The sequence below is a fragment of the Methylobacterium sp. Leaf466 genome, assembly GCF_001425565.1.
Lineage (GTDB): Bacteria > Pseudomonadota > Alphaproteobacteria > Rhizobiales > Beijerinckiaceae > Methylobacterium.
In genome coordinates, this window is record NZ_LMRC01000017.1 from 13829 (window position 1) to 40814 (window position 26986).

Genomic DNA, 26986 nt, shown 5'->3' on the forward strand with positions numbered 1-26986 from the left:
CATTCATGGCAATCATTCCTTTCCGACAGCTTGGCGCGGTCGGGGTCAACACCGACTCCGATCCGTTTTCCGCGACTGACCCCCGCCAGTGGACGACGGCCAACAACACCCGTTTTCGTGATGGCTCGATCTGGCGTGGCCCAAGGTTTCGCAAGTCTGGCACGGTGGCGGGCAACGATCCCCAGAGTGTCATCGGCTACGGTCTCCCGGACGGTGGTTACGAATACTTGATCACCTTCAAGGATGGCCGGATCGTCCGCTGGAACCAGCGTGGCAACAACGGCGAAGCTGGTCTTCAGCGCGATCTGACCCCGGCATCGTGGACCGGTCACAACTACGACGAACCCGGAACCTGGGCTGAGACCAATAGCGTCATCTATTCGAACCGTCCGGATCGCGCTCTCTGGAGTATGCGCAAAGGTGGTAAGGGCTTCGAGCCGGTCAAGGGTTGGGACAGGACTTGGCGCGCGAAGTCCATCCGCGCCCTGAACGGTCAGGTCATTGCGATCGGTATCCAGCGGGACGGCCGTGACTATCCGACGATGGTCCTCAACTCAGATTACACCACCTACAACAATCCGGCCGACATCTGGATCGCAGACACCGACAATTCAGCGTCCTCGAACGTCCTCGCTGATCTTCCGAGCGCTCTGGTGGACGGGTGGCCAATGCAGGACCGGATGTTCTTGTACGGGACCAAGTCGACCTGGACGATGGAGCCGACGTATGACAACGCGGTCTTCCGGTACCGTCGCGTATTCGAGTCCGACTCGGGTGTCATCTCACAGAACTGCGTCATCGACGTCAGTTCGAACCACTTTGTGTTCGGGCCGGAAAGCATCTGGACCCACAACGGCTTGGCTCGACAAGACATCGTCGATGGAACTGTTCGCCGGGACATCTATGACCACCTTGTGATGGATGAGAAGGCGAAGTTCTTTGTCGTCTACATTGCCGAGCGCAATGAAATCATGTTCTGCCATGTTTCGACGCACCCGGACTGCAAGTTCAAGCTCCCCGAGGGCGATGTCCCGGCTCCAGGCTGCAACCGAGCGGCCGTCTTCAACTTGAAAGAGGGCAAGTGGTCTTTCGATGATCTTCCCTTTGTCTTGGGTGCGGCCGTCGTTTCGGCGTCGACTGGCAAGCGGTGGGAGGAGTTTGCTTCGACTGAGACCTGGGCTCTGGAGCCCCACTCGTGGCAATACTACACCGACCGGTCCCGGCCGTCGCCGCTCTTCATCGCGAGGTCACAGGTTCCCCCGGCCCCGGAGCCGGACCCGGAGCTAGAGACGCCGGACCCGGTCCAGGCGAACGATGACGAAATTTCCATTGAAGTCTTGTCCGCCCCGGTTGATGTCGAGTTCGCAGACTTTGCAGCATCGACGTTCCTCGACAACGATACGGGCACGGGTATTCGGATTGCGTCGATTACTCAGCCGTCGAATTTGATCGCCCGCCTGGACACGACGACCGGTCTGGTCAGCCTGAGCAAGCCCATACGTCGTCCCGCGTCTGGTGGAGAAGAGCGTGGACCGATCGCAGGCGGAGGCCGTTTGACCAATGGTCGGACTGATCTCGACTCGACACATCGCGTCTTTGTCGGCTCCGATGCTTCCCCCACGTTCGACTACCGGATTAAGCTGGGCGATGTCTTCCTGGGTGTCGACATCGTGGACGTGCGTAAAGGACCGACAACCGAACTCGCGCCTGGGTTCGAGGTCCTGTACGATGAGACGATCGAAGAAGGCGATTATCTTCAGGAGGACATCCCCCAGGAGCCCGATTACAGCCTCGACGACCGGTATGTGGTCTTCAATCCGGAGCGTCGAAAGGTCTTTTACCCCGACTTCACCGCCAATACGATGCGGAGCTTCTCTCTGGAGACAGGCGAGGAATTCCCGCTGGTCCCGATGTTCGGCCCTGCCGTTGATATGGGCTACGGGCATCAGGCAAATTATGTTTCCGGCGTTTCGTGCGGCGAGTGTGATGTTTTCGTGTATACGAGGGCGGACTTCCTCGATCTCTGTTACATCGACCTCAGAACCGGCTTTTGTAACTACATTCCCAATCTGGGCTCGTATCGTCTCTGCTCTTTGCGCACGCATTCGGCCGACTCTGCCGAAGTCATCTTCGTTGGCTACGTGTTCGAAAACCACAACCTGATGAAGGTCGGTTTCACGCGCTCGGAGACCGGAGATGTCATCGTAACGACCACGAAGGTCGCGAACCCGCTCGGTGCAGGAAACGGCTCTTTGATCGACGGAGACGGTCGAGGCAATATCGCTTACACCCTCAACGGCAAGATCGGATTTGGCAACGGGGACTCGATTGCTGAAGTCGCCATCACGCCCGGCGCAGATGTTCGAAGCATTTGTGTGAACGGCGAAGAGTTGATCGTCTACGTTCAGTCGGTAGGGTTCTACAAATACAACCTAGCGGGTCAACAGATCGGCTTCAAGGCGTACACCGAAGGCTTCGACTCGATCAAAAAGCTTTTCGGCCCCGGTCGCAATAGCGTCCCGCTGAAGAACCTCATGGGGTACAACGACGGGACCAGTTCATACACGTCGATCGTCGACCTTAAGAACCTCGAAGTATCGGTCACGTTCAACTACCCCGCGAGCATTATTCAGGCGAGCGTCGCCTGGGATGGCGCACGAGGACAGTTCTTCTATTCTGGCGGCCAAGGTCTATTCGGTTTCATTGGTCCCGGCTATGCGATCAGGACGCGCGCCTACAAGCGCGTCGTAGACAGCGCGTGGATGGCGGAGATCATGGCCTCCCCTGCCCCTGCGCCTGATGTCCGGACCTTCGAGGTCTTCCCGGCCACTCAGGTCGCGGACTCTCGCCCGGTCGTGCGTGCACAGAGCTTCTTTCGAGGCACGGCGGGCATCCCGACCATCGAGGTGCGTGATCTATACGCCGCGTCGCCGACCAACGGGGTCCCGGTTCCGTTCTTCGCGAACACCGCTGGCCCAGCGCACTACTTGATCGCCGCTGTAGGCGCCGGACCGATCGCGACCGGGACTGGCGTAGAGGATGGGGTCACGACCAGCCCCTACAACGCCGGAAACGGCGTCTTCTACTCGGACCTCGGAACGTTCGAGGCTGGAGAGGCGAAGCCTGAGTACACGATCGCCAACGCGACTGGTGCCTTCGCCATCGGGCTCACCATCGACTACCCGGCTGTACAGCCATACGACCCAGGTTTCGAGCCGGTGGATGATCGCTTCAGCTACACGATCACGAACCGTTACGGAACGACGTCGACCGCAAACGTCGTCGTCCGCATCATCGATTGATCGCGGACGCGTAAATACGGGCATGGCAGACACCGATCCCATCGTCTTGACTGACGGCGCCGTCATCTTGAGCTTCGACCAATTCCGGGCGAACCCGTCCGGACAGGTTGCCCCTGAGTACAACGCTCCGATGGTCGTTCGGAACAGGCTGATCAACGTCGATCAGCTTGCTCCTGATCTTCGTGGGTACAAGACCCTCAAGACGATCTACCCAGCCGCTGATCTTCACCCGTCGAGTGAGCCCCTCCAGTTTGCTTGGGGCGCATACGACTACGTCAACACGCCGGTCGAGATGGGACCGTACCTCCCCTACACGGCGGACGGCCTCAACTACCAGCTTGACCACATCGCATACGGTCGCTTCCTCGATCTTCGCATCCTCTACGAGGACGACGTGTACGACGCCAAGATTTCCGCGCTCGACATCGACTTCGACGTCCAGGGGTCGCGGTGAACTATAGGCTCCCGCTCGACATCTATCGCTACACGTTCCAGCCGGACCTCTCTGTCCGGCCGGAGACGGTTTCGCTGTACCTCGATCGCGAAAATCGGAAGATCGAGCGCTCAATCCGCACCCTCGCCGATGCTTTGGCGGAGGTACGAATTGGCACCTCTGACGGTACGACAGTCACCCTGGCGAACACGGGCGTCGAGCCCGGCGTCTACCTCAACGCCACGATCGCGGTCCAAGCAGACGGGCGCATTGCTTCGATCGAGGCTGGAGTAGAGCCGGAGAGCCCGATCCCCCTCAACGGCGTCGCTGGGCAATACCTTGCGGCGGACGGCGTGGATGGCGTCATCTGGCGCGATTTGCCGATCGAGCTACCAGACGGAGGTACGACAGGACAGGTCCTGACCCGCACAGACACGGGCCTGACCTGGACCACGATCGAGCCCACGGTCATCCCGCCGATCATGTACCCGGTCGACTCGGCTGACCTCATCGTGGCGCCTTCCGGAAGCAACTTCAGCCTGCGTCTGCGACCCACGGGTGCGATGGCCGGAACGTACTCGAACCCAAGCATCTCGTGCGATGCTTCAGGTCGGATCATCGCTATTTCGGAACAGGATACGACCACCGAAGCGGTTCCGGTGGCGTTCTGCTCGCAGACGAGCGCTGGCATCTCTGACACGTGGCGCCTCGTCGTCGATGTTCCCTTCAGCCGCTCGTTTGACGCAGAGGTTGCATTCATCGTCGGTGGTGAAGAGGTCGAAGGTGTCCAGACCAGGACCCCCGAAGCCGTCACCGCGACCTTCCCAGCACCGGTCGATGTCCAGGGCGTCAGGATCACGGCCACGACGGCTGATGGCGCCCTGATCTCCGGTCGCGTCCAGCAACCTGATGGCGGCCTCTGGACGACGGCATTCGAAATGCCCCGTCAAGCAGAGTGGACGGCCGGGGAGACCCGCTTTTTCACAATCGGCCCCTCGATCAGCCTCGTCGGCGACGTCATCGGCACGGGTGCGACAGAGATCACGACGAGGATCGCGGACACAGGTGTCGAGCCCGGCACCTACGAGTTCTCCAAGGTCACGGTCGGCTCGGACGGCCGCATCACGGCGATCGAAGAGGGCGAGGTCCCGGCTGGTACCGGCGGAGCGGCCGATCCCAACGCCATCACGACGAGCGCGACGTGGCAGAGCCCGGATGGCTCCCTCTGGACGGTCATGATGTCCAACGCGGGCGCCTTCGTGATCGAGGCTGTGAACACCATCACATCGCAGGATGGGACCATGATCTTGGTCGGCTCCGGCACAGACTACCTCTCCTACTGACCTTCGAAAAAAGGACCCATGGCAGCTAAGAAAATCTCCGAATTCGCCGATGGTGGCGAATTCCAACTCGACGACGCGATCCTCATCGCACGAGGCGAAGACACCCTGACGATCAACGGCGGTCTCATCGCGAACACCGTGGCCCAGATCGAGGCCATCGAGGCCGACATCGCGGCTCTGCCGCCGGTCCCAACCAAGATCAGCGATCTGGACGACGACGTCGGCTTCCTGACCTCGATCCCCAACACGTCTGTGACCGCAGGCAGCTACACCAATGCCAACATCACGGTCGGCGCGGACGGTCGCATCACGGCCGCCGCAAACGGCTCGGCCGGATCGGGTGGCGGCGGTGGTGGCACTGCTCTGGTCAAGGGCGTCTTCCTGGTCAATGACGGTAACGGCGAGATCATCTCTGGACCTCGTTTCAACATCGCCAGCATCGTCAAGCACCCAATCGACACTCAGGGCTGTTACGTCATTACCTTCGAAACGCCATTGCCCAATATGGACGTGCTCTTCTCTGGTTGGGCGACGCTCGGAGTATTCAACGACAACTGGTCGTCTTGTGTGGAGATTGCTCGCCGGACCGGCTACGAGTTCACGGAGAATTCGATCACGATCTTCATTCGAAACCAAGGCGGTGGAAACTATCACCCGAAGCGGTTTGGTTTCAAGATCGAGGCGTTCTGACGAAAGCTCTTAAATAGCTGGGTGACGTACACTCAGCATTTCAGAACTCCAGAAGAGACCCTCTACGATCATCCTGAGGGTCACTTCATCGTCTCCAGGCATCTCGAATACATCGGCAGAGAGTGGCGGACCTACGTCCACACCGAGGTCTACTACTTCTCCCCGACCGTTCTCCGCCAGATGCATGCGGTCTTCGACGAGCTTCGCCCCAAGCTTCCGCCTGTGATCGGCGCCTTCAATTGGCTGGTCGGACCTCGCGAAGATCATTTCATGACCCGCTTCGGCTTCCGAAAGACAGCACCCATCGTCTGGGACGATGGTATTGCGCGTCCTTTGTGGCTTCACGATCGGCGTAAATAACAAACAATCAAGAACAAGTCCAAAAGGACGCCCATCGCGCATGAACTCTTCGACATCCGAAACCAAGACGACCAAAGATGAAACTTCGACGCAGCGTCCGCTTCCGGAGCAGATGGTCCACCTGAACAAAGCGTGGTCTGAGGCGAGCAACGCCTACGACAAGTCTCAGGCCAACCCTTACCTCGGGAACTTCGTCGCGGCGCCAAACGCGAACCAGTTCGCCGGTTTCCAGAACGCGATCGACTGGTCGACGGGTGCCGCTCGCAATACCGCCAACACCATGGGTGGAGCGGGTGCCGGACAGCTTGCCGCCGGAACGGCTGGTCAGACCGCTGCCCTCAACGGTCTCCAGACCGCCGCTGGGACGGACTACACCCAGAGCAACATCGACCGCGCCAACCAGTATGCGTCGGGCCAGAACGTCTCTGCGATCGTCGATGCTGGCATGTACGACGCTCGTCGTCAGGCCTCCGAAAGCACTCTTCCGAGCCTGTACCGCAACGCGGCTGGATCGGGGAACCTCAATAGCGACCGCACCGCCCTTGCTGAGGGCGTGGTGAACCGTGGTCTTGCTGAGCAGGCTCAGAACCTTTCCGCGACCACCCGCGCCAACCTTTTCACCCAGGGCCTCACGATGGCCCAGGCCCAGAACTCTCAGCAGCTTGGCGCCCTCGCCGCTGCCGGATCGCTCGGCTCGACGGTCGCTGGCCAGGGCTACACCGGCACTCAGGCCGGGTTCGACAACACAGGCAAGGCCCTGACGGCGCAGCAGGCCGCCGGGATGGGTCTTCAGGGCCTCGATCAGAGCGTTCTCGATAACGACCTCAAGCGTTGGTACGCACAGTATCAGCAGCCCTGGAACAACCTTCAAGAGTATTACAAAATCACGGGCGACCTCAAGGGTGGCACGACCCACACTGTCGGTACCGGAACGTCCGAGACGACGTCGACCCCCAGCATGCTCTCGACCATCGGTCAGGGCATCGGCATGTTCGGTTCACTGTTCTGCGACCGTCGATACAAGACTGTCCACTCCGGTCAGATCGGCACATTCAACGAAATCGTCCCGACCTACCTGTTTTCCTACAACCACGCCCCGGATGTTCTTCACGTTGGCCCGATGGCCCAGGAAGTTCAGGCCGTGCGTCCGGACGCCGTCTTCGAACACGACGGCATGCTCCACATTGATCTGACGAAGTTCTAAGGATTCCATGGCCGATTACTCGAACGCGACCCTCGTATTCAACGCTCTTCGCTCGCTTGGTGTCGCTCCCCAGACGGCGTCTGGCGCGGTCGGCTCCCTCATGGGCGAGTCCGGGGCCAATCTGAACCCGGCCGCCCTCAACCGTGGCGACGGCGCCGATGGCAGCGATTCCATCGGTATGGGTCAGTGGAACGCCAGCCGCGCCGCCGCCCTACGCAACCTCGCCGCCCAGGCGGGTACGTCCTACGCCGACCCCGCGATCCAGACCCAGCACATCAAAAACGAGCTTCAGGGCTCGCACAAGCACGTACTGAACAAACTGCTCGCCGCTGGCGATAATATTGGCGCCGGACAGTCGATCTGGACCCGGAATTACGAGGTCGCGGCCCCGGCCACGGCTCGTGAGGATCGTCGTCTGGCCAACGCACAGGCGTTTTACAACACGGTCGGTCGCACCGCTGGCGCTCCCGATCCAGAGACGACCGGTGCTCAGGCCGATGCTTGGTCCGCCACCGGCAAGGCTCAGACCCCGAATTACACCTCGCTCCCGAACCCGGCTCTGTCGCCTCAGTTCCAGACCGCTGAGGTCGCCCCCGGCACGGCCGCGACCCTGGGTCCTCAGGGCCTGATGATGCGTCGCGCCAACCCGGCGATCGGCCCGATCGAGGTCCGCGACGCTGGCCCCATGATGGTCAACGCCATGCCGGGTCAGCCCAACGTGTCCAACCCGGCCGGGTACCTGTCCGGCGGTCTAGGTGGCTCTTTCGACGGCGCTTTTCCGGGTGGTCTCCCCCTTCCGGCGCGTCCGCCGGGTGCCCTCCCGAACCGTCCGACCGGCATCCCCGCCGATGTCCCGACCGCCTACACGAGCCTCCGGGGCGATCCGACCGCCGCTCAGACACAGACCCAGACCCAGGCTCCGGCTCAGTCGGATGGCTTCCTGGGCATCAACTCCACGAGCGACTTCGGCAAGCGCCTGGAGCGCATGGCCGCCTGGATTGCTCCGCCCGGCAACGCGTCGGCCGCCCTCGGTTTCCGGAACGCGGACGAAAACGAAAAGAACAACGTATTCGCGAACCGTCGCGAAGATCAGGCGATGGAGCTTAAGAAGCAAATCCAGACCGCGAACCTGTTGGCGGCCAAGGCCCCGAAGGTTTCGGTTGATCAGTCGGAGAACGGTGCTTTTCGCATCATCCAAAAGACCAACCCGATCACGGGTCAGGTCACCGTCGAGCGTCAGGCTATTCCTGATGATGAGCGTGATCTTGCCAAAAAGTACCCCAAGGCCCCGGCCGGTGCGGACAAGCTCTTGAACGACGACGAAAACGCCCTCGTCAAGAACATCGGCCTCATGAAGGACGGTGAAGAGCTTCGTGATCTGTTCCGTCAGGGACAGGTCGACATCTCGCTGATCGGGAAGACCGAAGCACAGCTTAAGACCCTGATGGACTCGGGTGATCCGCGCGCGGCCAACGCCATGCGCACCCGCGCCTACCTCCAGGGCGCGATCAATAACACGCTGCGAAATGAGAAGGGAGTTCAGACGGACGGCGACGCGAAGCGTGTTGCTTCTGAAATCCTGTCCGGCAACTCGTCGATGAACAATAAACAGATGTATGATTGGATGGGTCGTTACATGGGAGGACTGAACCAAGACGTTCAGGCCCGTTCCGGTCGCGCCGCGAATACTGTCAAGCGCTACGGCCCCGACTTCGACCCGGACGGCTATCGCTCGGGTGTATTCGGTTCGTACCGTGATCTCGGCTCGCGATACTACGACTCCGATCGCGGCAAGGACAGCGCCAACCCCTATCGTGACGCTCCGGCGGCTCCCGCCCCGGCTCGGGTCACCTCCCCCCTGATGGAGGGTCTACAGCGCCGCTTCGGCGTGCCTGGGGGCCGCTGATCCATGCGTGACGACATCGATCAGGCCCGCCGCGCGGGCTACTCGGACGACCAAATCCTCAGCATCATGGCTGAGAGCGATCCCGGCATGCGCGGGGAGATCGAGGGCGCGGTCAAGGGCGGCTACAGCCCGACCCAGGTCCTCACCGTCCTCCAGGATCGTCAGGGCGAAATCACCCGCGACGGGATGAAGAACCAGTCATGGGGCGACTACGCGGCCGACCTGGGTAAGGGCGTCATCTATGGCGCCGGGGCCGAGGCGAAGGCGGTCGGAACGACCCTTTCCCAGCCCGCCGACGCCACCGGTCGATCCTCGATCATCAACGACGCAGGGTCCGCGCTCCAGGGTGCTGGCGACCTCGCGACTGGCATGGCTGGCCCCGGCTACAAGCCCGCCGCCTTCGATCTCGCGCACCCGATCGACACCGCTGGCCAGCTTCCCAAGGCCGCCGCCGAAGCTCTTCCGGGCATCGGGGCGACCATGCTTGCGGGGGCTGGGGCCGGTGCGGTCGGTGGTGCCATCGCTGGTCCGGTCGGTGCCGCTGTCGGTTCGGTCGGTGGCGCCGCTCTGTATGCTTTCACACGGTATTGGGGCTCGAACGCTCAGGCCCACGCTCAGGAACAGGGTCGGGCGAAGCCCACACAGGCCGATTTCGATGCGACGGCCGCCGCTTCGGTGGTCCAGTCCGGTGTCGATGCCGCGACCCTCAAGGCCTCAGGCATCCTCGGTAAGACCCCCGGAGCCGAAGGCCTGGGACGTGCCCTCGCGGGTCCGTCGCCGGTCAAGGGCGCGGGTGTCCAGGGCGTCGTCAACTCGGTCGGTCGCGGTGCCCAGAATTCCGCGATCATGGGCCTTGGTGGCGGTGTCAACGACGCGATCGGTCAGGTCGCCGCGACCCAGGACAATGCGGGCGGTCCCTCGATCGACCCGATGCAGTCGGTCAACGCCGCCGCAACGGGTGTCGGCGTCGGTGGCATCATCGCGGGCGCTCGTCTCCCGGCCTCTGTCGCGGGCTCGATCAAGTACAGGTCACCCAATCAGGCGCACACCGACGCGATCGGTCGCGTCGTCGACCACATGCGCTCTGACGCCTTTCCGGGCGATCCGTCCAACAAGGCGGAGACCGCCACCAACCTCAAGCTCATGAAGGGCACGACCCAGGACCGGATCAACGCTCTCAACGCCTCCGAAGACGCTCCCCTGTCACCTGAGCAGACGACCATGCTCACCGAGTACGGTCGCTATCTCAAAGAGGGTGGGAAGCTCACCGACAAGCACATCGACACCCTCGATCGCGCCTTCGAGGCCCGTCCCGACGTCGTCGACACCCTGATGGACCGGTCGGCGGTCAATTGGATGAGCGACAAGTCCGGGGCAGAGGGCGGCGGTGTCATCGCCAAGACCATGGCCGCGATGATGCGCGCCCCTGGTCGCTCGGGTGCCGCTCTTGGCGCCATGTCTGAGATCGCACCGATCGTCATGGGTGGCCTCAGCGCCGCGTCCATCGCAACGGGTGGTGCCACCGCGATCACGGCCGCTCTGACGGCCAAGACCCTGGCCAAGCTGTCGGGCGTCAAGGACGTCTACGGCGACCCCATGCGGATGATCACCGAGCGCTATGGCTCGACGCAGGGCAATCCCCTGGGCTCTGGGATGCCCCAGATGCCTCAGGGAGGCCTTCCCACGGATCAGAGCGGCATTGCCCCAGGATTGCCGCCCCGGCCGCCTGGAGCCGCTCCTATGGCTCCCCAGGGACCGTCTGCCCCCGTCCATTCGCCGCTCGCCGACATCATCGGCCCGCCCGCCGATCCGCGTTTCTCCCCGCGTGGTCCGACCCCGGAGATGCCCCAGGCGCCCCAGCGCGGCCCGATGCCGTTCGATGAGGGTGGCCCCGGTCCTCGTCGTCCCGCTCCGGCGGAGGTCGCCGCTCCGATCGATTGGATGAGTGAGATGAGGGCTCAAGCAGACGCAGAGCGCCAGCCTCTACTGGACGTCATGCACCAGCATCACCGCTCGCTTCGGTCCGTCGCGAGCAATCCCCGGATCGACCAGGGCACCCGCGACCGCGCCGATGCCCAGGCCAAAGAGACGTGGGGCCTCGTACAGGGCCAGGAGGCGATCTCGACCCCTGAGCAGATCAAGCGGGCTCGCTCTCCCCGGACGATCGACGCCTCCCCGGCCTCGCCGGAGATCATGGCCCCGACCGACCTCTCTCAGGCGGGCAAGGCGATCATGCAGGCCGAAGGCCCGGCCTTCTTCCAAGCCCTCCAGAGTGCGGGATCGACCGGTGGTGTCCGACGTGCGGCCGACGCCTTCGTCGAGCGCTTTTCGGGCAACGATCGCCGGATCGTCGCGGCAGAGATCGCCAAGGCTCAGACCAAGGCAAGCGCCCCGTCGAAGGCCAAGTCCCTCAAGACGCGGGCGAAGGTCAAGACCAAGCTCGCCAAGACCTCCCGCACCGGTCGTCCCAAAAAGCCGAGGACCGTCAAGTGATCAACACCGGGCACGGTAAATACCAGATCGTAGACGAGGGACAACTGTCCTTCGTCCCACCCCCGAAGCGGATCATCAAATACCCGAAGCGGATCAGGAAGAGGCCAAAGGCCAAGAACTTCACCACGAGCCTTGCCAACATCGCCGCGACGGTACCCGGATGGGGCGAATGGCGTTCGAGGTCGGTGGCGGAACTCCTCTCCATGGTCCCCCGTCACAAACGCGGTCGTCCGGTCGGTGTCCCCGATGGTGAGACCAAGCAATCAATAAAGGAGACCCTTGCGGGTTACGGAATGACAATACTCGACGAAAACGAACTCCAGTCGATCAAAGACACGATCGCCCTGGAAACCAACCCGATCGTGCGTCTGTTGATGCGTCAGCACGTCGAGATCGTCATTGGACCTTACAGCCTCAAGGACAAGTTCGTGGCGATGAAGGAACTGATGGCCTACACGAAGGCGAAGCCCGCCAACGTGACCGAACTCAAGGTGACCGATACACAGGACGCATTCGCCGATCTCATGGAAGAGATCGCCGGAAAGGGTAAATGACGTCTTCTCTACTTCAGGTTCGTCAAGCACTCGCCAACGATTTCGAACTCTACTGCGAACGGTTCTGTAAGATCAGAGACAAGAGCGGGAGCTTCATCCCGTTCAAGCTCAACAAGGTCCAGAGGAACCTTCTCATCGCCCTCAATGACCAGTTGCTTCGTACTGGCAAGATCAGGATGGTGATCCTCAAGGCTCGCCAGCAAGGTTTCTCGACGATGATGCAGGCGTACACCTATTGGTGGGCGTCCTTTCGAAAGACGAAGAAGGCATACGTCGTCGCGAACGATCTTCAGACGACCCGAACACTGTTCAAACAGTTGACCGACACGCATAAGAACATGGACCCCAGGCTACAGCCGAAGGTCGAGCGTTCGAACGCGAAGCAACTCCACTTCGGCGATCTCAACACATCGATCGAGTTGGCCACGGCTGGTGGCGACGCGGTCGGTCGTGGTCAGACCCTCAACATGCTCTGGGCTTCCGAGCTTGCGTTCTGGCCCGACGACAGTGCAGCCGACAATTTGATGGCTATTCTCCAGGCTGTTCCCAATACAGACGGGTCGATCGTCGTCGTCGAGAGCACCGCCAAGGGCGTGACCGGACCTTACTACGACCTCTACCATGGCGCCCCGAACAACGACTTCGAAACGTTCTTCGCGCCCTGGTACGACACCGCCGAATATACCAACACGGACGTCCCGGTGAACTTCGGGAAGCCCGGCACTGACGGCGAGTACACGATCGAGGAAACCGACCTGAGAGAGAAGTTCGATCTCTCAGACGGTCAGCTTTGGTGGCGTCGGGTCAAGATCGCAGAGATCAGACGGGAGAAATTTCTCCAGGAGTACCCCTCGGTTCCGGAGGATGCGTTCCAGAATTCGGGCGCCCCGGTGTTCTCGTCGTCGGCTCTCGCTCATCAGCGCGAAACGGCCTCCCCGCCCCTCAGAAAGCTATCATATGATGGCGATCGTGACGTCTGGGAAGAGCGCCACAAGGGCGAACTGACGATCTACCACGAGCCGGTCAAGGGCGATCAATACTACATCGGCGTCGATGTCGCTTTCGGTGGCTCATCTGGCGACTATTCCGTCGCACAGGTCCTCGACGGCGATCGTCGACAGGTTGCGGTCTACCGTGGCCACATCCTTGCGCGGCCATACGCAAAGCTCCTGTACAGTCTTGGTATGATGTACGGCGAGGCGGAGATTGTCGTTGAAGTCAATTCGATCGGTCACACGACGATGGATTGGCTCAGCCACTTCCACGGATACAGCAACCTCTGGCGTCGGACGGTCGACACCAAGGTCGTCGAGGAAAGCACAGACACCCTGGGCTTCGTCACCAATCTGAAGACCAAGCCCCTGGTGATCTCTCATCTTGCCGACGAGCTTGTGATGGGTGGGATCAAGATCAACTGCCCCGTCACCTTGGACGAAATGCGGACCTACATCCGAACCGGGTCCAAAAAGACCGCTCTGGAGGCATCTCCTGGCAAGCACGACGACACCGTGATGGCTCTGGCCCTGGCGAACCACATTTTCCAGGGAAAATGGACCCCGATCACAGTCGACGATAGCTGGTACGTCGACGCGTATTGAACCTCGTTAAATACAGGCGAAGAAAAAGAATAATCGCCTGAAGGAAACCGTGAAAGCAAACGATCTCACCGACGAGCAGATTGGCACGCTCATCGACCGAAAGGTAGCACAGGCGACGTCCTGGTACTCTTCGAAATTGTCCACCGAGCGCCAGAAGGTGATGGAGTACATCGACGGGGTGCTTCCCAAGCGTCAGCACGCGGGAAGCTTTTCCGGGACGACGCGCGAATGCTACAACGCCGTCGAAATGATGCGCGCCCAGCTTGGCGACACCTTTTCGGTCGGTTCGGGTATCGTTCAGTTCGACGCCAAAAACGTCCAGGATACTGAAGCGGCCTACATTGCCACCGAGTACACCAACCACGTTTTTTACCGCAAGAACGGTGGCGAGCGCATCATTCGCGATGTCATCTTTGATGGTCTGACCGCGCGCGTCGGTATCGCCAAGGTCTGGTGGGACAAAGACGTCGAAGAGGTCGAGCTTGAGTTCGACAACATCACGGCGGCTGAACTCGATTACTGGAAACAGGCCGATGACATCACCGATATCGTTCTGACCGACGAATACGAGGATGGCACCGCGTCGGGCAAGATCGTCCGCGTCGTAGACAAAGGTCAGGTCTTGATCGAGGTGGTGAACCCGGAAGAGTTCTTCATCGAGAGCCACGCCAAGCATCTTTCCGACGAATACTTCTGCGGTCAGCGCACACGCAAGACCATCGACTGGATCGTCACCAACTACCCCAAAATGAAGGGTCGCGAAGACGATCTTGCGGCTGGTGTAGCTGACGATCAGTGGTCCTCGCCGGAGGTCATCGCTCGCTTTTCCTCGACGTCCGAGTCGATCCGCCTCGACGACGATCCGATCCAGGACGAGCTTCGCGAAGTCATGGTGGTCGAGGTCTATACCCGTTTGAAGAGGAAGGGTGACCTCACGGCGCGCCTCTACAAGATCATCCGCTGTGGATCGGTGACGATCGAGATCGAGCCGGTCGAGTCCAATCCTTACGTTTGTTTCACGGCACTACCTCGCCCTCACCGTTTCTACGGGGAAAACTTCGTCAATACCGTAGTTCCGATCCAGACCGCTAAGACGGCATTGCTTCGTTCGATGATCGACGCGGCGATGCTGACCTCGAACCCCCGTTATCAGGTGGTCAAGGGCGGTCTACTCAATCCGAGCGAATTGCTGGAAAACAGACTCAGCGGCATTGTCAATGTCAGAGATAAAGAGTCGGTTTTTCCGCTGCCCCAGCCCCAGATGAACCCGATGCTCATGACCCTGATGCAGGGTTTGGACGCCATGAACGAGGGGACCACCGGCATCTCGGCTCTGTCTCAGGGCCTCAACAAGGACGCGATTTCGAAGTCTTCGTCGGCGGCTCAGCTTGAACAACAGACCGGCGTTTCTCAGACACGGCAGAAAGAGATTGCGCGTTGCTTCGTCAATGGCTTCCTGATCCCGCTATTCTGCAAGATTTACGACCTCGTCGTCGCCCATGAGAAGCGCGAAAACATCGAACTCGCGACCGCCACGGGTTGGGCCAAGGTCTCCCCGATGCAGTGGAGCGCCGGGCGCACCGCGTCGGCATCCGCTCATCTTGGGTACGGCGAAAAGGACAATGAGGCCAACCGGTTGATGATGATCGGCAAAGAAATGGCCTCGAACCCTATCGCTTCGGCGTTCGCCGGTCCGGCTGGTGCCTACTCGATCCTCGCCGACATCCTGACGCTCCAGGGTCACCGCGCGGATATCAAGCGGTACCTCCCGGTCACTCCCGACATGCTGCCGCCGCCCCAGCCCTCGCCGATGGAACAGGCCGAAATGGCACTGGTCCAGGCCAAGGCACAGGCCGAAGTCCTCAACGCCCAGACGGCCGCGAAGAAGGTCGAAGAGCACGGCGAAATCGCCCGCATGAAGGTCGAGATGGCCAAGATGAGCGCGATGATGAACGCGATGATGAAGAGCCGCGACGCCGATCGCAAGGATGCCGAGTCCGCCAACCGGATCGAGGTCAGTCAGACCGAAACCGCTCTCTTGGTGGATGCCGCCGCGACCGGCACCGACCCGGCCAAGGCGATCATCTCCCCCAACTCCTGAGGACCCCGATGGCCAAGAAACTGAAGATCGGGGCGATCACCGCCCCGAAGACCACCCCCATCGCCAAGATCAAGACGCCTCGCGTCGCCAAGATCAAGACGCCGAAGGTCTGATCCATGTCCAAGTCAAATGCAGACATCGACGGTCTGAAGCCGAAGGTTCGTGACGTCGTTCGGAGGTTCCAGGAGCTTTTCCCGGATTTCGACGTCGTCAGTGGCGTGCGCTCACCTTCCTACAACGCTGGAGTCCGGGGAGCGAAAGCTTCAAGGCATATGCATGCGGACGCGTTCGATTTCAATCCTCAGTCTGGAGTCTCTGACGAGCGCAAGGCTGACGCGATCAAATGGCTCCGGAACGAGGGTGCCCAGGGGTTCGGGACCTACGACAAGACGGGTCGATCTTTCCACGCCGACTGGAGAGGGTCCGGTCCCGCCGCGTGGGGTCCGAACCGGTCGCACACGAGCCTCAACCAGACGCCTGCTTGGTTTGCCGAGGCGATGACCGATCACCGTGGTGGCGGTCGTCCTGATCAGTCCTATGCCACGATCCCGCCGGGCTCGATCCCGACCGCCAAGCCCACGGCGGCACCGCGTCCGGTCGACTATGCGACGCTCGGCTATACGTCTCTCCCGCCCCAGGTCTCTACGCCCCAGGTCTCTTCGATCCAGGCTCCCCCGGCGCGTCCTATCGGCGCGTTGCCGCTCTCCCCGACGCCTTCGCCTTCGCCTCAGGGCGTGCTCCCCGGCATGCCCCCCGGACTGGTCCAGCGTGTCGCCTCGACGATCGGCGGCATGGACCCGGCCACGACGTCCTCGACGACCCCCGCACCCCAGGCCGAAGCTCCCTCTCTGTGGCAGCGTCTGACCTCTGCCTACCAGACGGCCACCAACCCGATCGCTCCTGGCGAACAGGGGCTCATCGGCCGCCCTGGTACCCAGCGCAGCGTCCTCCCGGCGATCTTCGATTACATCCCCGGCAAGCTCGATCCTTTCCAGGATCGGCCCCCGAATGCTCCCCCGGCGCCCCTGCCTCAGACCCAGGTGCCTACCCCTCAGCCCCAGGTCCAGACACAGCCCCCGGCCGACAATCCTCTCATCGTCCGTGGCATCCGTCCCCAGGTATCCCAGGCACAGCCTCAGGTACCCCAGGCTCAGTCGTGGCCCGCACCGCCCCAGCGTCCGACCGACCTCTTCCCCCAGGCAGAGGCGGAAAATCCGCTCATCATCCGCAACATCCGGCCGACCTCTCAGATGCCAGAGATGAGCGTCCCGATGCCCCCGCGTCGTCCTCCGAACGATCAATTGTTTGCTTTGCCTGAGCGTCCGATGGGTGCCCTCCCGGCTCCCCCGACCCAGAACAGCGGACAAACGATGTGGGGCGCCAACTACCACGGCCCCAACTCGTCGCTGATCAACGTCCTCCAGGGCTCGACGCCGACCTACGAGGCCGGACTTCAGAACAACCAGAGCCTCGGAAATTGGCTTGGGAGCCTGTTTCGCTGATCTATTGTAAATAGGTCTGATGACAAACGACGAAATCGTGGCGCGCGGCCATGTCGCTGCGCGTTACCTTGGTGATGACGATCTGATGTCGTTCTTCACCGAACTTCAGGGCGACATCAAAGAAGCGCTCTTCAACTCTACAGCCGCCCAACTCGATGAACGCGAGCGGCTGTATTCTCAACATAAGGGCATCACGGATGTCCTCGCTACCATGCAACTTTACGCATCGCGTGCCGAGGCCATCATCGAGGCCCGACAGGTGACAATAGACCCTTATGACGATTGACGTCGAAGCTACCAATACTGGCGCTTCACAGGATGATAGCCCGGAAGCTATCGCAGACATGTTCCTCGCTCGCAATATGGACGCTGGCAACGGCCATCCGGAAAGCGAAGATGAGGACGACCTTGAGGCCCCCGAAGCCGAAGACGACTCCGAAGATGAGGACGCTGATGCAGATCGGTCATCCGACGATGAGGACGAAGATGAAGACGAGGGGACCGACGAGCAGGATGACGAAGTAGAGGACGAGCCGACCCCGAACAGCAAGCGGGTCATCTCGGACGACGACGTTGTCACGGTCCAGATCGACGGCCAGGACGTTGAAATCCCGGTCAAAGATTTGAAGCGACTCGCCGGTCAGGAAAAGGCTCTTACTCGCAAGTCCGAAGAAGCTTCTGAGATGAAGCGCAAGTCGGAAGAAGCCCTCGGAATTTACGAGGCATCGTTGAACCGTCAGTACAAGATGGCCCTCGATGCCTACAAAGATTACGAAGGCGTGAATTTCCTGCTCCTCGCGAAGGATGAGAACTGGTCCGCCGCCGAACTTGACAACGCGATGCGTGGTGAAGCTCAGGCCCGTGCCAACCTCGAATACTTCCACCAGGAACTTCAGACGCACGGCCAAACTGTTCAGGCTCAGCGCAACAAGTTCTTCGAGGATGCATCAAATCGCTGTCGTCAGGTCCTGACCGACCCCGTTCGCGGCATCAAGAACTGGTCCGATAGCTATCGGAACACTCTTCTCGATTTTGCGGTGCAGGATTGCGAGGTCCACCCGGACAACGCCGTTACGCTCACCGATCCAGCGTCCTTCAAAATCCTCGACCGGCTCTACAGAGCCGAACGTGGTCAGAAGGCACTGGAAACCAAGACTTCGAAGCCGAAGCTCAAGCCGACGAAGGTGATCAAGTCGTCGTCCGAGGTTTCTCACAAGGTTTCGAGCAAGTCAAACGCTGAGAGGGCGGCTATGGCCGATCTTCGTCGAAGCGGGTCGATCGAGGACGCACTGAGACTGGCAATGCTTCGTTCCGGAAACGATTAAACTCAGACCACATTCAAGCCTGCCCAAAAGGAAGAACAAGAAAAAATGGCTACGCTAATTTCCCGTGACCTCAACGGCCTCAAGGAAGGTTGGGATGAGACCATCCACCTGATTTCGAGCACGAAGGTTCCCTTCACCACCATGACCGGCGAAGAGAAGGTCCGCGTCAATAACCCCAATTGGCTCGAAGACGAGTACGCTGCCGTCGATCTCACCAATGCCCGCCCGGAAGGCGCGGACCCGACTGAGGCCAACGGCGCCGACGTGATCGTCCGCACGACCTCGCTCCAGCACATGGATGAGACCGTCAAGGTTTCGGACATCGCCGACATCGTTGAGAAGGCGGGCCGCAAGGTCGAGCTTACCCGACGCGTCTTTAAGAAGGTTGCTGAGCTTAAGCGGACCCGTGAAGCAATCATGCTCTCCGGTCAGGTCGCCGATGGCACCACCAGCACCCCCCGCATGGGCAGCTACCAGTCCCAGCTTGACGCTTCTGGTCGTATCGCCACCGGTTCGGCCACGACTGACCCCACCGAGGCCCTCATCGTTGAGACGCTTCAGACTCTCTATGAGAACGGCGCCGAGCCGTCCGTGATCATGGTCTCCCCCGACTTCTCCGTTGGTCTGACCGAGTTCTCGAAGGCCGCTGGTCGTCATCGTGAAATCCCGAACGTCGGCGCAGGTTCGAAGGCAGTCGTGAACGCGGTTGAGCTTTTCGTTTCGCCGTTCGGCGAGCAGAAGGTCGTCATCAACCGCTTCTCCCTCGCCACCGATACCTTCATCTTCGATCCGTCCGATTGGAACAAGCTTTGCATGGTTCCGTGGACCACGCAGGAGCTTGGCAAGAGCGGTCGTAACACCAAGGTCCAGGTGTACGGTACCTACGGCCTGAAGCACAAGAACTACAAGGCGTCGGCTGTGATCCGTAAGGTCACCGGCACCAACGGCAAGTTCTAAGACAGAACTTTATCGAAACTGAGAAAGGCGCCTTCGGGCGCCTTTTTTATTTGTAAATAGTGTCATGACTTTCATTCATGACATGAACCAACGGGTGGTCGATAGCGAAAATCGGCACCAGATCGACCTCGTCAATTGGCAGTACGTCCCCGACGAGTTCTACGAAGAAAACGCCCGAATGCGCGAAGCATCGAAGATGTTCCCGGTCGGTGAAATGCACATGTACGCCCGGCCGCCGGTACACACCTGGGAAGTGCTCAAGTCGAAGTTCCCCGGCCTCGGCCTCGATACTCCGGTCAAGGGGATCGAAGCCGCCAAAGAGCGGGCCAATGAGGTCATGAAGTGCCTTCGGGCGATGGGCGAAGAGCGCTGCATCACCACCGTCCACCGTTTCTGAGGTCCACCATGCCTGTCACCCTCGCCGACATCCGCGTCCGCGTCCTCGACGATCTCAAGCGCAACGACGTCTTGCGCTCTCTGGCGTCCACGGCCGACTACACTCGCCTGGATCGTTGGATCAGGGACTCTGTCCGCCGTATCCAGCGGACCCTTCGCACCCCCATCGACGAGGCGATCTCCGAGGCGACGATTCCGGAGGGCTTTACTGGCGCCGTCAACGTGCCCGGCAACTTGCTCGAACCCATCTCGATCCAGGTAGACGGGCGCGTCCTGGAGATGCGCGGTATCACCGAAGTCAAGGCTCTACAGCGCCACCAGACGGCCGGACGGGCCATGTACTGTGCCCGCGAGGCTGGCCAGTACCTGATCGCGCCGTTGCCCTCGCCGGGCTCTGTCGTGACGATCGTCTACCGGGCGGATTTCAATAACGTCGGCGCCCCGACCGACTCGCTGAAGCTATTCGAGGTCGCCGACGATCTCGTGACCCTTGGTGCGCTGATCTCCGCCGCCAGTTGGTCAATCGACGACAAGCGTCTCAACACCTGGAACACGATGTTCAACACGCTTTTCATCGAGCTTCAGGACATGTCCGACCGCGCTGAGCTTCTCAATGCTTCGATCCGACCCTCTTACAACTTTGACGCAGACTGGAGCCCGAACGGTTGACCGGATTTTTTGACGACGGTGGGACGGGCGTGACGCCCGCGCCGATCACCCCGACCGGCACCGACACCGGCTTCTTCCCGACGAGTGGCATCCCGACCCTGCTTTCCGAGGCGTTCAACGGCGTCCTCAAGACGAGCAATGCTGTGATCGGCCGTGTTCTCGTGGAGAACCCGTCTTCTTCGATCGCGGTTTCGAACCTCCCGGCCAACCAGACTGTCACGGTTTCGAACCATCCCCTGGTTCAGCGGGTCGCCCTCGACTTCCCCGAAATCCAGAAGGTCGACCTCACGTTCCCGGCGGTCCAGGCCGTGTCGGGTAACCTCGCGATCACCAATTTCCCGACGACCCAGGACGTCCGCATCGTCGCAACGACCGGTCTCCTGACCGCTCTTACCCAGGGCAGCGAGCACATCGGCCGCGTGTCGATCGACGGTCCGGTGACCGGCACGGTGACGGTGGCCAATCCTGTCACCTCGCTCTCGATCAGCAACCTCCCGCCGGTCCAGGCGGTGACGGGTACGGTCGCGATCAGCAACCTCCCGTCCTCGCCGACACAGATCAAGATCAACAACGACAGCGGCTCGCCGGTCCCGGTGACGATCGTCGGTGGTGGTGTCGGTGGGGGCACTTCCTTCGACGGGATCATCCGCAACACGGGCGCCCAGGCGATCCCCGTCTCAATCGTCTCAGGAGCCTCAGGAGCGGCTTTCGACGGTCGCCTGACGGCTGGCACGGCTCACATCGGTCAGGTCAGCCTGGACGCCCCTGTGGCCCTCGCAAACGGCACTACAGTGGGCGTTTCCGGCTCGGTGGCCGTGTCCTCGATCCCGGCGATCACCGGCACTGTGACGGTGGCCAATCCCGTCACCTCGGTGGCGATTTCGAACCTCCCCGCCACTCAGGCGGTGAGCGGGACGGTCCAGATCGGCGGTACCCCCACGATCAACGTCGCCAACTTCCCGGTGCCCCCGGCTCCCGTCGATACCCAGAAGGTGTCGATCGCGAACACGGTCAACGTCGCTGGTACGGTCTCCATCAACGATGCGGCGCCGATCCGCGTCGAGGTCACCAACGCCGTCGACACGGGTGGCTCTTCGGACGTCGTCGCGGGCAATCGCCTCTACCACGACATCCCCTACGCCACTGGTACGACAATCTGGGACACCGGTATCCAGGTGGACGTCCCGTCTCCCTGGCGCTCGATCAAGATCAGCTTCGCGCTGACCGGCCCCTCTGTCGGCGGCGGCATGGGTACCGGCCACGGCTACCTCAAGCTCGAAGGCTCTCGCAACGGGTCCGACTTTTTCTTGATCTCCGAATACTCAAACATCCCGAGTGGCGTCGGTGGTGGTACCATTTTCGAAAGCGACGCATCGGTTTATCGGTATTTCCGCGTTGTCATCGACGAAAGCAATTACACCCCGACGCGTGGTGGTGCGGTCAAGTTCGTCCTGGACGCGCGGTCGGTCGACGACCTGTCCACCAATGCTTTCGTCCAGACCCAGATCAACGTGGATGGGTCTCCGGTCGGCGTTGGTTCGGTCGGTCTCCCGATCACCGGCCTCTACGGCGAACCCAATATCCCCGTCGCCGTCCAGGGCACCGTCCCCGTCGAGGTCACCGCGCCGATCTCGATCTCTGGCACCCCGACCGTCGCCGTCCAGGGCACCGTCCCGGTCAGCCTCGCCAGCGTCCCGACCCACGCCGTCACGATCTCCGGCACGCCCACTGTCACGTCGACCCAGAGCGTCGGTGTGACCACGACGGACCGGAGCGGCACGATCGCGGCCGGTGGCACCGCACAGGCTCTGTCAGCCGCTGATGGCAACCGTCGTGGAGCGTGGGTGCAGAACCTGTCGTCTGCCGACCTCTACCTGTCCGACGTCGGCGTCGCCACGATCGGCGGATCGTCGCTCAAGATCGCGGCTGGTGCGCTCTACGAATTCCCGCATCACGGCATCCCGGTGAGCGCTCTTTCGATCATCGGTTCGACCACGGGCCAATCTTTTTCGGCTCGGGTCTGGTAATAATTCAAGGAAATCATGCCTCTTTACGGTGGAAATACATCGGGTCCGGCTTCGTCTGGTCCATCTCTCATTCGCACGACCATTCTGACATCATCTGGTACCTGGACAAAGTCGCTCGACGCAACACGCTTTACGTTTGAACTCATCGGCGGCGGTGGTGGTGGTGCGTCCGGGGCATTCGCGACGGCCGTGGGATCAACGACGTTCCCGAATGGTGGCGGCGGTGGTGCGGGCGGGACGGTGACCACCGCTGACTTTGCGGCGTCTCAGATCGCGGCGACCTGTGCCTTCGTCATCGGTGCCGGGGGCGCGGGCGCGGCTGGATCACTCGGGAACGGAACGAGCGGTTTTGTTGGGGGAACCACCTCGATCGATCTCGCCCCCATGCTGACCCTCTCCGCGATCGGCGGCTTCGGTGCCCAGGGCGGACAACCTGGGACCGGTGGCGCAGCCGCTGGAAACAGTCGCGCGCCGTCCCAGAACAATCAATGGAGCAGCGGACCCGGTGGTCTTGGCAGCAACAACGGAACAACCGGCAAAGCCCCCACAATGGCTGGCCCGATGAGCCCCGGCGGTGGAGGCGGCGGGGGCGGGACTACGACATCCGCAATCGGTGTGGGCGGTGAAGGCAGCTACGGCGCGAAGCACGCCTACCCAGCATCACTGAACGTCGTCCCGAACTCGGGTGGCGTGGGTGACGGTGGAGCCGGATCGGTCGGCTTGTCCTTCGCAGCGCCCGGCTTCGGGACAGGTGGCGGTGGCGGGGCAGGCGGCGTCGCGACGATAGGTGGCGCCGGTGGTGCGGGTGGTCTACCCGGCGGCGGTGGAGGCGGCGGAGGCGGCGCGAAGAACGGCGGCGGCGGTGCGCGAAGTGGAGCCGGTGGGTCCGGCGGACGTGGTGAAATCCGCGTCTACGAGTGGGCTTGAGCCATGGCACGATACCAAATCCTCGACGCCCGCATGCGCAAGATCAACGTGATCGAGTGGGACGGCCGCGCCGATCTCGGTACTCAGTACAAGACGTGCTCGATCACGCCCGATGACGGCATGCCGATGTGGATCATCCCGCCGCTCGTCGTGACCCGGCGCCAGATGATCCTGGCCCTCAACGCTCAGGGCAAGCTCGTCGAGGTCAACACGATCGTCGCGTCCGCATCGCTCACCGTTCAGCTTTCGTGGGGCGAAACGACGTCGTTCAAGCGCGACGATCCGATCATCATGGCTATGGCGAGCCTCAACGACTGGACCGACAACGACCTCGACGATCTGTTCCGCCTCGCCGCGACTCTCTGATCCTGGATCAATCCGCGAAAGCCTTCATCCTCGCGTAAATACGAGGATGAAGATCAACGACGCAGGACTTGACCTTATCAAGAGCTTTGAAGGCTACAAGGACAAGGCATACCTGTGTCCCGCGAATGTATGGACGATCGGTTTCGGCACCACCAAGGGCGTGAAGCGCGGGGATACTTGCACCACCCTTCAGGCCGAAGCCTTCCTCCGGCGTGACCTCGCGATCTTCGAGGCGGCGGTCGACAAGGCGGTCAAGGTCGACATGACCCCGAACCAGTTCAGCGCCCTCGTCTCGCTCTGCTACAACATCGGCGGCGGTGCCTTCGCGGCCTCGACCCTGGTCCGCAAGCTCAACGCTGGCGACGTCAAAGGTGCTCAGGCGGCCTTCGCCTCGTGGAACCGTGGCGGTGGGCGTGTTCTCCCCGGACTGGTGCGTCGTCGCGCGGCCGAAGCAAAGCTCTTCGGCACGCCGTGAAGACGGCGTTCCGCTTTCTTCGGCGCTACCTGAAGCCTTGCGTGCTTTTGCTCTGGATCATCTACATGACCTATGCGGTCGTGTCGGGCAAGATCGAGGCAGCGACAGTCTTCGAAAAGCTTACCTCGTCTGAGATCGTGACGCTGATCATCGGCGTTTGGTAAGACTCAAAAAAGTTCCATTCTTTTGTAAATAAAACGTCGATCGATTGTCGTTCGGCCGCTGTTGAGGCACGAAATGAACACGCTCGACCCGAACATCTTGATCGACATCAGCACGAAGATCGCCGGGATCGACGAGCGCACCAAGTCGCTTCAGGCCGCCGACATCTCGGCTCAGACCAATGCGGACCATCGCCACCGCAATGTCATGCAGGCGATGGAGACTTTCGTCCCGCGCCGTGAAATGGAACACATGCTTTCGCGCGTCACAGAGCACTGTGACACCAATCGAAACATTCTGTCTTCGCGCGTCGAGGTCGTCGAAAAGGCCATTGAGACGATCAAGGACAATGGCGTGTGGATCAAGCGCACCGTCATCGGCGCTGGTATCACTGCCCTGATCGCTCTTGGTGCCTACCTCTGGAAGATCGTCTTCGTCCTGAAGCTAGTTTCTTAAGCTCTACTTCGACCTCGTCTTCGAAGACGACGCGAACCCACTTCCCCCAATACGTCCAGACGTCTTCGGTCGCGCCCTTTCTGGGCAAGGTCCACACCGGCCTGACCGGTCGATCCTGGCACGTCAACGCCGTCTCTTGCGAGCCGGTGACGTACCTCTTGGCCAGCGCCTTGATCTCGTCGTCCGTGGCGTCTGGAGCGGCCTGTAGACCGGACAGCCGGTAGTACGCCCTCGTCGCATCCCAGGTCGGTCCGATCCCGGTGGGCTCGCTTGAGACGATCACCGCCTCTTCTGGGGTCCGCTCCGGATCATGGTCCAGGAAGCCGTAGTCCGGCATCAGGTACGGCCCCGCCATCCCGATGAACCATTTCCGGGAAGATGAGGCCGCGACCGCGTTGATGATGCTCTTGGCCCCATACTCGATGAGGTCCTCTACTTCAGACCGCGACGGCTGATGCCAGAGCGTGATCGCGCCGTGGCCGCCCTTGATCCACTCGACCCAGCCATCGCTGCCGTAGGGGATTTGCGCCTCGATCGTCCCGCCGTAGTGATCGGCGAGGATCGTCAGCAAGTCTTTGATCGCTGTCCTGGTGAGCCATGTCCCCGCGCTGAAGTTGAGATGCCTCCAGACGCGTCCGATAGACTCGTCGTCGTCACACGGGTAGACGTCGAGGTCCGCGAAGATGCGACGCTCGGACATGTAATCGACCAAAAACGACTCCAGATCGTCGGGGATCATTCGAAGACACTTCGAACCGTCGTCTTTCGGACCTACCTTGCCGTGTCGACTCCGGTGCTTGTAAATCCGGAAAGCGCACGGCTTCGTCGGTCCGAAAAGCCCGCCCTCGACGGGCTCGACGCCGACCGTCGCACCACGCTTGAGCAGAGCGATGACGTCGACGACGTCCTGGAGCGTCTGGACGCGGCGGAAAGCAAAGATCACGTGTCGCTCTTCGTGATCTTGGGGCGGCTCTTCTTCGCGACGGGGGCAAGGGGAACCTCGCGAGCGGCCTGGGGAACCTCCGGCTCCAAGTTGATCTCGATGATCCCGAGGCCGTAGCGCTCCATGCTCTCGATGAACTCGCCGATGCCGGTCTGGGTGAAGTGGGTGCGGGTGGCGATGTCGAGCAACTCGACGGCGACAGTGTAGAGCGGGTGCTTCTGGGTCATGAGTTTCCTTCCTTCAAGGTTTTGATGTAGGCGGCCATCAGGGTCGAATGACCGGAGTGGACGAAGTAGAGCTTGCCGGTCATCTGAGAGGTCCCAGGAACCATCTCGATGACGTAGTCGAAGTATCGCTCCGGCTCCGATTGGGTGATGGCCCATTCGTTGATCTGGGCTCGATGCGCCCAGAACCATTCCGGGTCGACTGTGAGCTTGTAACGAGGGATTTGACGGTTTTCTTTCTTGACGCTCAATCGAGCCACTCCTGGGGGATGGTTTTGAATGCGACTTCGAAGCCATGCTTACGAAGCCACTCTTCCTGGGTCGTCTTGGATGTCTTGTAGATGCGAATGCCTGGACGCTGGAGAACGAACTTCAGCCCGATGTCCGGGTTGCTATCGCGGAAATGGATGTACTTGCCGCGTTCATCGCTGTCCCGGAAGCGGCCCTTCATCTCGATCGCGAGCTTGCGATCGGGCCAGTAGAGGTCGGGCGTGTACATGCTTGTCCGCTCTGGGACCGTGTACGGGAGCCGGATCGCCTCATAGTGATCCTCCCAATTAAAGGACGGATCCC

At 61.2% G+C, this 26986-nt stretch carries 26 protein-coding genes; 22 read left to right on the forward strand and 4 right to left on the reverse strand.

Annotated elements, in window-relative coordinates; genetic code table 11:
• Positions 1-5 precede the first annotated feature (5 nt).
• From ASG59_RS08900 to ASG59_RS20460, 22 genes are all read left to right on the forward strand, one after another.
• A complete protein-coding gene (locus tag ASG59_RS08900; RefSeq protein WP_156399181.1) occupies positions 6-3302 on the forward strand; it encodes a hypothetical protein in 3297 nt (1098 codons plus the stop codon).
• A gap of 22 nt (positions 3303-3324) precedes the next feature.
• On the forward strand, positions 3325-3756 hold the full coding sequence (locus tag ASG59_RS08905; protein WP_056408371.1) for a hypothetical protein: 432 nt from the start codon (positions 3325-3327) through the stop codon (positions 3754-3756).
• Positions 3753-5078 carry a hypothetical protein gene (locus ASG59_RS08910; protein WP_056408374.1) on the forward strand — a complete coding sequence of 442 codons (1326 nt, stop codon included), beginning with the start codon at positions 3753-3755 and terminating at the stop codon, positions 5076-5078. Before ASG59_RS08905 ends, ASG59_RS08910 begins: the two co-directional genes overlap by 4 nt.
• 18 nt (positions 5079-5096) lie before the next feature.
• A complete protein-coding gene (locus tag ASG59_RS08915; protein WP_056408378.1) occupies positions 5097-5768 on the forward strand; it encodes a hypothetical protein in 672 nt (223 codons plus the stop codon).
• A gap of 21 nt (positions 5769-5789) precedes the next feature.
• Positions 5790-6128, forward strand: a complete 339-nt coding sequence (locus ASG59_RS08920; protein ID WP_056408381.1) for a hypothetical protein — start codon at positions 5790-5792, stop codon at positions 6126-6128.
• Positions 6129-6168: 40 nt separating this feature from the next.
• Entirely contained in the window at positions 6169-7332 is a 1164-nt protein-coding gene (locus ASG59_RS08925; RefSeq protein ID WP_156399182.1) for a tail fiber domain-containing protein, read from the forward strand.
• Positions 7333-7339: 7 nt separating this feature from the next.
• Positions 7340-9238, forward strand: a complete 1899-nt coding sequence (locus ASG59_RS08930) for a phage tail tip lysozyme (RefSeq protein WP_056408386.1) — start codon at positions 7340-7342, stop codon at positions 9236-9238.
• 3 nt (positions 9239-9241) lie between these two features.
• Complete coding sequence (locus ASG59_RS08935; protein WP_056408388.1) at positions 9242-11731, forward strand: hypothetical protein; 2490 nt, start codon at positions 9242-9244, stop codon at positions 11729-11731.
• On the forward strand, positions 11728-12285 hold the full coding sequence (locus tag ASG59_RS20455) for a hypothetical protein (protein WP_156399183.1): 558 nt from the start codon (positions 11728-11730) through the stop codon (positions 12283-12285). The genes ASG59_RS08935 and ASG59_RS20455 overlap by 4 nt, the downstream gene beginning before the upstream one ends.
• Positions 12282-13883, forward strand: a complete 1602-nt coding sequence (locus ASG59_RS08950; protein WP_056408396.1) for a hypothetical protein — start codon at positions 12282-12284, stop codon at positions 13881-13883. Before ASG59_RS20455 ends, ASG59_RS08950 begins: the two co-directional genes overlap by 4 nt.
• Positions 13884-13932: 49 nt before the next feature.
• A complete protein-coding gene (locus tag ASG59_RS08955; protein WP_156399184.1) occupies positions 13933-15984 on the forward strand; it encodes a hypothetical protein in 2052 nt (683 codons plus the stop codon).
• A gap of 116 nt (positions 15985-16100) precedes the next feature.
• The gene (locus tag ASG59_RS19835; RefSeq protein ID WP_082528699.1) at positions 16101-17486 is read left to right on the forward strand and encodes a D-Ala-D-Ala carboxypeptidase family metallohydrolase; all 1386 of its coding nucleotides are present in this window, start codon (positions 16101-16103) and stop codon (positions 17484-17486) included.
• Positions 17487-17505: 19 nt separating this feature from the next.
• Positions 17506-17772 carry a hypothetical protein gene (locus tag ASG59_RS08960; protein WP_056408400.1) on the forward strand — a complete coding sequence of 89 codons (267 nt, stop codon included), beginning with the start codon at positions 17506-17508 and terminating at the stop codon, positions 17770-17772.
• The gene (locus tag ASG59_RS08965) at positions 17762-18811 is read left to right on the forward strand and encodes a hypothetical protein (RefSeq protein ID WP_156399185.1); all 1050 of its coding nucleotides are present in this window, start codon (positions 17762-17764) and stop codon (positions 18809-18811) included. The genes ASG59_RS08960 and ASG59_RS08965 overlap by 11 nt, the downstream gene beginning before the upstream one ends.
• Positions 18812-18856: 45 nt before the next feature.
• The gene (locus ASG59_RS08970; protein ID WP_056408404.1) at positions 18857-19768 is read left to right on the forward strand and encodes a DUF5309 family protein; all 912 of its coding nucleotides are present in this window, start codon (positions 18857-18859) and stop codon (positions 19766-19768) included.
• An 82-nt stretch (positions 19769-19850) separates the two neighbouring features.
• The gene (locus ASG59_RS08975; protein WP_056408406.1) at positions 19851-20165 is read left to right on the forward strand and encodes a hypothetical protein; all 315 of its coding nucleotides are present in this window, start codon (positions 19851-19853) and stop codon (positions 20163-20165) included.
• Between the two features lie 8 nt (positions 20166-20173).
• Positions 20174-20833: a hypothetical protein gene (locus ASG59_RS08980; protein WP_056408408.1), complete on the forward strand. Its 660-nt coding sequence runs from the start codon at positions 20174-20176 to the stop codon at positions 20831-20833.
• A complete protein-coding gene (locus ASG59_RS08985) occupies positions 20830-22860 on the forward strand; it encodes a hypothetical protein (RefSeq protein WP_156399187.1) in 2031 nt (676 codons plus the stop codon). Before ASG59_RS08980 ends, ASG59_RS08985 begins: the two co-directional genes overlap by 4 nt.
• A 930-nt stretch (positions 22861-23790) precedes the next feature.
• Positions 23791-24153 carry a hypothetical protein gene (locus ASG59_RS08990; RefSeq protein WP_156399188.1) on the forward strand — a complete coding sequence of 121 codons (363 nt, stop codon included), beginning with the start codon at positions 23791-23793 and terminating at the stop codon, positions 24151-24153.
• A 46-nt stretch (positions 24154-24199) separates the two neighbouring features.
• The gene (locus tag ASG59_RS08995; RefSeq protein WP_056408412.1) at positions 24200-24628 is read left to right on the forward strand and encodes a lysozyme; all 429 of its coding nucleotides are present in this window, start codon (positions 24200-24202) and stop codon (positions 24626-24628) included.
• Complete coding sequence (locus ASG59_RS20785) at positions 24625-24792, forward strand: hypothetical protein (RefSeq protein WP_162245441.1); 168 nt, start codon at positions 24625-24627, stop codon at positions 24790-24792. The genes ASG59_RS08995 and ASG59_RS20785 overlap by 4 nt, the downstream gene beginning before the upstream one ends.
• A 73-nt stretch (positions 24793-24865) precedes the next feature.
• A complete protein-coding gene (locus ASG59_RS20460; protein ID WP_156399189.1) occupies positions 24866-25246 on the forward strand; it encodes a hypothetical protein in 381 nt (126 codons plus the stop codon).
• On the opposite strand, the gene ASG59_RS09000 is transcribed toward ASG59_RS20460, so the two are convergent.
• The 4 genes from ASG59_RS09000 to ASG59_RS09015 all read right to left on the reverse strand — a co-directional run.
• Positions 25179-26189 carry a hypothetical protein gene (locus tag ASG59_RS09000; protein WP_056408414.1) on the reverse strand — a complete coding sequence of 337 codons (1011 nt, stop codon included), beginning with the start codon at positions 26187-26189 and terminating at the stop codon, positions 25179-25181. The genes ASG59_RS20460 and ASG59_RS09000 overlap by 68 nt on opposite strands.
• On the reverse strand, positions 26186-26416 hold the full coding sequence (locus tag ASG59_RS09005) for a hypothetical protein (protein ID WP_056408417.1): 231 nt from the start codon (positions 26414-26416) through the stop codon (positions 26186-26188). The genes ASG59_RS09000 and ASG59_RS09005 overlap by 4 nt, the downstream gene beginning before the upstream one ends.
• Positions 26413-26664 (reverse strand): hypothetical protein, encoded by a 252-nt coding sequence (locus ASG59_RS09010; protein WP_056408420.1) that lies wholly within the window; start codon positions 26662-26664, stop codon positions 26413-26415. Before ASG59_RS09010 ends, ASG59_RS09005 begins: the two co-directional genes overlap by 4 nt.
• Positions 26661-26986, reverse strand: a 326-nt coding sequence (locus ASG59_RS09015) for an endodeoxyribonuclease (RefSeq protein WP_156399190.1), incomplete at its 5' end; no start/stop codon positions are given. The genes ASG59_RS09015 and ASG59_RS09010, both read right to left, overlap by 4 nt.